The following is a 6,000-nucleotide window of genomic DNA, read 5'->3' on the forward strand; positions in this document are numbered from 1 at the left end:
TGCTTCGCGCCTGAAAAGCGGCGCTCAGCATGACACAATCTACGCAGTTAGCACAAAAATCTACCCGCCGTATTTCACCACCATCGCTTCCAAATTCTTTTTCACATCCACCCATTCCGTATCCAGAATACTATAAAAAACTGAATCACGGTATCTGCCGTCTGGTAATATCATGTGGTTGCGCAGAATACCCTCCCTCTTTGCGCCAAGACGTTCTATCGCCTTTTGTGAACGCTCGTTGCGTTTATCTGTCTTCAACTGCACACGGATGCATTTCAAAACCTCGAAGGCGTGGGTCAGCAACAGGTATTTACATTCGGTATTAACGGGCGTGCGCTGGAAATCCGTCCCATACCAGGTACCGCCGATCTCAAGTCCACGGTCTTTAGGCATGATGTTCAAATAACGAGTTGCGCCTGCCACACGCCCCGAAGCTAAGTGAATCGCAACGAAAGGCAGGTCGGTCCCATTTTTGGCGCGGTTCAGAAGATCCAAGACCCAATTTCGCATATCGTCTTCCGTTTTAACTTCGCCATACACCATGAAGTCCCAAAAGCTTTGGCCAATTCCAATTTCAGCCAGGCCTGGGACGTGCGCCTCGGTCAGCGGTTCGAGCCTTACATGCCTGCCAGTTAATACAACGGGGGTCACTTCCATTATTTTAGTTGCTCCTTTGCAATGTGGTCTCGGTATGCCTTTCGCCATTGCTCAAGGCTACTCGACCACCGGGCTTTAGCCCTTCAACTGTTCTTTGTTCAAGATGGCCTCGACACCGCACTTGCGTTCGGTGCAAGTGTACACCCCGCGAAAAGCGCGCGAGGCACTCGACCATCAGTATTAGCCAGTTAACCATTCTTCTTCGCTCTTATCCTCTGAAGGCAGGTAGGGCATCTGCGGGCCGTCGATCCCTAAGAATTCGGCAAGCGCCGCTTTCATGGCCGTACGGTCATCCCACAGATATTCGGTTTGTCCGAAACACATGGATTGCTCATGTCCCTTGCCACAGGACAGCACAACGTCGCCTTCCTGTGCAAGACGGAGCGCAAATTTGATGGCTTCGCCTCGGTCTGGAATCCGCCAAAACGTCTCCCCCTCGCGTCCGCCTTTGGACCTGGCGCCTGCTGCCATCTCCTCAAGAATTCCATCCAGCGACTCAGTGCGCGGGTCTTCGGCGGTCAACACAGATAGGTCAGCCAATTCAATCGACGTTTCTGCCATCATGCGCCGCTTCTCTTTGTCCCGTAGGCCTGCTGATCCAAACACGGAAATGACTCTACCCTGTTTCCTCGTCCCTTCCCCTCTCCCTTTGAGAGAGGGGTTAGAGGTGAGAGCACGCCCCGCTTCCAGAGCCACTTTCAACGCATTGGGTGTGTGCGCAAAATCCACGATGGCGGTGAAGTTCTGGCCCATCGCAATATTTTCCATCCGCCCAGGGATGCCAGCCAACGAGGCGATTCCCTGCGCCGCGACCTGTGGATCGATCCCCAAGCCGTAAACTGTTGCGGTCAACGCGGCCAGGCAATTTGAAACGTTATAAGCTCCCACTAGACTACTCGAAATGCTTACGCGAAAATCCTTTGAAACGGCAGTAAATTTAATTCCTAATGAACTGTATTCAATATCTTCAGCATGGACATCCGCCTCAATCCCCAGACCGTAATTGATCTTATTGACCTTGATGAAGTCATTCAGGAAATCAAATGACTTGAGGTCATCACGATTGATGACGCCCAAACGCGGGTTACCAGATGGTTTTTCTTTTGTCCGCTCGAGGCTGGAGAATAACCTGGCTTTGGCAGCACGGTAATTTTCGTAACTTCCGTGCTGGTCCATATGTTCGTGCGTGATGTTGGTGACCACGCCAATATCAAACTCACAGGCGTCCACACGATATTGCGCCCAGCCGTGGGATGTGGTTTCGAGCACAACATGGGTCAGGTCAGCATCCACCATTCTCGCCAGATAGCTTTGCACATCATGCGCATCAGGTGTGGTGACGTGGAAGCCTGTATCCAGAACTTCGTCACCGATCACTGCATTGACTGTCGATACCATGCCTGCTTTAATGCCCGCCGCGATCATGATCTTGTAAATGAGATTGCTGGTTGTGGTCTTGCCATCCGTGCCAGTCACGCCGATCACTGTCAGCTTGCGGGCAGGCCAGTTGTAAAACGCAGCAGCCAACCAAGTCAGCGCCCGACGCGGGTTTTCGAGTCGAATATATGGAAGGGGGAGCTTGTCCACTTCCCTATCCCCCACAATGGCAGATGCACCGTTATCGATGGCCATTTGGATGAAGTCATGCCTATCCACGCTTCCGCCCTTCATTGCCACAAACAGGTAACCGGGTTTTACCTCGCGGCTATCAATGGCAATGCCCGAAATTTGCACATCAGGGATATTGGAAACGAAATAAAAAGGTAGTTCTTCAAAAAGGTGTTGGAGTGAAATTGATCTATGGTTTGGCATATGTGATAACAAAAAGAGGATTTTGATGATTGTATCGTCAAAATCCTCCAGTGTCCAAATCAGTTCTTGATGCTATGCAGTGACTACTTTGATATTAAAGCGATGCGACTTCGTGGCCACCCTCAGGCTTCTCCATAAAAGCGCATACATCTCAACGGCGCGCGATGTCGTAATATCGCCTAGGTCAATAATATGTTTCCAATTAAACCAATCGTGCAGGATCTTGGTCACCGTGGCTTTGGCATCTGCGCTATTGCCGCTAACAAAGACGTCTGTTCTTTCCACCAGCTTATCAGGGTCAACCATCACATTACAATACATGGTATTAAGTGACTTCACCACGAAGGTTCCTGGAAACGCACGTTGGATCTGTTCACCCAGGGAATCGGTGTTGCTAATTGTCAACTTCCAATGTTTTTCATCTGAATAATCAAGCGGATTGGATGTATCGATCAGAATCTTTCCTTTTAAGTTTGCAGTCCCCGCCAAATACAAAGCGTCCAATGATGCAGAGCCTAAAGTGCAATTGAATATGATCTCACCAAATGCAGCGGCGTTTTCAAAAGTCCCATATGTGGCGCGCTGGTTAGCCTCTTCCTTGGTCCACATGACTGCTTTCGGGTTATCAGCATCCCGCGATCCCATTCTGACTTCATGTCCTAATTGCACCAGCTTGGAACCGATGGTCTTCCCCACCATCCCCGAACCTAATACGGCAATTTTCATAGCTGTCTCCTTTATAGTGCTTGGTTTTTTGGTCTACCGGAGCTTCGCTTCATTGAGCATTAGTCGAATATTCTAAAATTTGATACGTACACAGTAATTGCAGTATTATAACAACAATCAATTATTTTATTTGAGCTTCTGCGGCCTGTTTTGTCATCTTTGTCTTTAGCCATTTCAAGCGGAAGGTCTCTTCGCGTTCGCGTTCCTCCAATGAGCTGACGATGAACTCGATCTGATGCTTATACTGAGGAATGAAGATATGTTGAAGCGCGTTTACGCGGCGCTGGGTCTTGCGCAACTCATTGGCAAGGCGCCACACCGCGGCAGTGAGCATCGAAAGCTGGGGAATGCGCAATAGCACTTCCCGAAACGCATCGCTGGCTTCATCGAGCGCGGCAGATGTGTCACCGGGGCTGTAGGGAAGTCTTGGGGGCTCGCCGCGCGATTCGATCTGTGGAAGCGCCACACCCATCACCCCTCGCAAACGCAGGTGCACATCCACGGTTTTATCCACCGCGAGCGAGGCCCATTCCACGTGGTCGGAGCCCATTACAAGGCGCGCTTTTTCCATCGCATTGTAGGCGTTCTCAAGTAAAGCCCAAACCTCTTTTTGCAGGGTGTCGGCTTCCTTTGCAACACGAACCAGTTCGCCGGTCAGGGCTTCGCGTTTACGGTCAAGGATCTCATATCCCTCTTTCGCAAAACGCAAATCCTTCTTGAGGCGAATCAGGTTCGTGCGGGTGGGAGCAATGCTAATTTGCGGCATCGTCGCCTTTGTAATATTGCGCAATCTCATCGAGCGTTACGCGGGTGAGTTCCTGCTTCGGAAGCATGGAAAGAAGCTTCCAGCCAATTTCGAGAGTTCGCTCAATAGTGCGATTTTCAGTGAAGCTTTGGTTGACGAATTCACGTTCGAACGCGCGCCCGAACTTAAGATATTTCTGGTCCACGTCGCTGAGCTCTTCCTCACCGATAACGGATGCAAGCGCACGCACATCCTGAGTCTTGGCATAAGCCGCATACAACTGCGCGCCCCAACGCGGATGATCATCGCGAGTGCGATTCTTGCCGATACCATCCTTCATCAAGCGCGAGAGACTCGGCAGCACCGCGACGGGAGGATAGATGCCAGCGAAGTTAAGTTCGCGTCCCAACACGATCTGACCTTCGGTGATGTAACCGGTCAGGTCGGGCATCGGATGAGTAATGTCATCGTTGGGCATCGTGAGGATTGGGATTTGGGTAATCGAGCCTTTGCTTGTGCGGATGCGGCCTGTGCGTTCATACATCGAAGCAAGGTCGCTATACAAGTACCCAGGATAACCTTTACGGCTTGGAACTTCGCCGCGCACGTTCGAGATCTGACGTAAGGCTTCGCCGTAATTGGTCATATCTGTGAGGACGACTAGTACGTGCATGTCGCGTTCGTAGGCGAGAAACTCTGCAAGGGTCAATGCCGCGCGCGGCGTGACGATACGCTCAACTGGGGGATCATCCGCAAGGTTGAGGAACATTGCCACGCGGGTCAAAGCTCCGCTTTCGGTGAACGAGCGGCGGAAATATTCTGCCACATCGTTCTTCACGCCCATGGCGGCAAACACGATGGCAAATTCTTCGCCCTCGGTTTGTGGCGCTCCTGCCACTTTACCCAAGGTTGCCTGGCGCACGATTTGTGCCGCGAGCTGGTCATGCGGCATACCAGCGCCGGAGAACAACGGAAGTTTTTGCCCGCGCAGGAGCGTATTCACGCCATCGATAGTGGAGATACCAGTTTGAATGTAATCGCGCGGATAAATACGCGCGGTTGGGTTGATGGGCTGTCCATTGACATCGGCATAATGGTCGGTGAGCGGTTCGGGGCCGCCATCGATGGGGCTGCCCAAGCCGTCGAAAATGCGCCCGAGCATTTCTTCGGCGACAGGAATGTGCAGGGTGGTACCCAAAAAGCGGACGCTAGTTCCATCAATCGAGAGGCCTGTGGACCCGGCAAACGCCTGAATCACTGCGAAGCCCTCACCTACTTCCAACACACGCCCACGACGAAGTTGACCGCGGGAATCCTGGATTTCAACAACCTCGTCATAACTGACGTTCGCCCCACCTTCGACAACCAGGATCGGACCTTCGATGCGGCTAACGCCAACAACTTGCTGACCGCCTAGCATTGTTACTTCGCTCATGATCTGTACTCCGCATCCAATTGACCCATTTGCTGGTCAATTTGTTTTTGAATGTCGTCGAATTTATGCAATTCTTCGTTTGTGACAGTGGATTTGGCACGAATGATGGTATCCACCACGGGCAAGTCGTGGATCAGATTGATCGGCGCACCGCGCTTGACAATTGCCATGCCGCGCTCGTGGAAGTACAACACGAGTTCAAGCATACGAATCTGCTTTTCCACCGATGAGAACGCATCTACGGTCTCGGTTGCATTCTGCTGCAAGAGACCCTCGCGGATGAGGCGCGTGGTTTCGAGCACCATGCGCTCAGTATATGGAAGCGCATCCGGGCCCACCAACTTCACGATTTGAGAGAGGCGGCTTTCTTCGCTTAACAATTCCATCGCACGGTTGCGCATGGTGAGCCAGTCTTTGCCGGTCTTTTCGCGCCACCATGCACCCACATCTTCAAGATATTCGCTATAACTATCCAGCCAGTTGATCGCAGGGAAATGGCGGGCGGATGCAAGCGATTTATCCAAGGCCCAGAAGCAGCGGATGAAGCGCTTCGTGTGCTGGGTTACAGGTTCTGAAAAATCGCCGCCGGGAGGAGATACCGCTCCCACGATCGAAACCGAACCAT

At 51.8% G+C, this 6,000-nt stretch carries 6 protein-coding genes; all 6 read right to left on the reverse strand.

What is annotated here, in order from left to right:
• Positions 1 to 60: 60 nt before the first annotated feature.
• On the reverse strand, positions 61 to 657 hold the full coding sequence (locus tag AC14M5_RS15280; RefSeq protein ID WP_484030549.1) for a GNAT family N-acetyltransferase: 597 nt from the start codon (positions 655 to 657) through the stop codon (positions 61 to 63).
• 180 nt (positions 658 to 837) lie between these two features.
• Complete coding sequence (locus AC14M5_RS15285; protein ID WP_484030550.1) at positions 838 to 2,469, reverse strand: UDP-N-acetylmuramoyl-L-alanyl-D-glutamate--2,6-diaminopimelate ligase; 1,632 nt, start codon at positions 2,467 to 2,469, stop codon at positions 838 to 840.
• Positions 2,470 to 2,541: 72 nt separating this feature from the next.
• On the reverse strand, positions 2,542 to 3,195 hold the full coding sequence (locus AC14M5_RS15290; protein ID WP_484030551.1) for an NADPH-dependent F420 reductase: 654 nt from the start codon (positions 3,193 to 3,195) through the stop codon (positions 2,542 to 2,544).
• A 121-nt stretch (positions 3,196 to 3,316) separates the two neighbouring features.
• Entirely contained in the window at positions 3,317 to 3,961 is a 645-nt protein-coding gene (locus tag AC14M5_RS15295) for a V-type ATP synthase subunit D (RefSeq protein WP_484030552.1), read from the reverse strand.
• Positions 3,948 to 5,375 carry a V-type ATP synthase subunit B gene (locus AC14M5_RS15300; protein WP_484030553.1) on the reverse strand — a complete coding sequence of 476 codons (1,428 nt, stop codon included), beginning with the start codon at positions 5,373 to 5,375 and terminating at the stop codon, positions 3,948 to 3,950. The genes AC14M5_RS15295 and AC14M5_RS15300 overlap by 14 nt, the downstream gene beginning before the upstream one ends.
• On the reverse strand, positions 5,372 to 6,000 hold a 629-nt coding region (locus AC14M5_RS15305; protein ID WP_484030554.1), incomplete at its 5' end, for an ATP synthase beta subunit C-terminal domain-containing protein. The genes AC14M5_RS15300 and AC14M5_RS15305, both read right to left, overlap by 4 nt.

It is taken from the genome of Candidatus Villigracilis sp. (assembly GCF_057083605.1).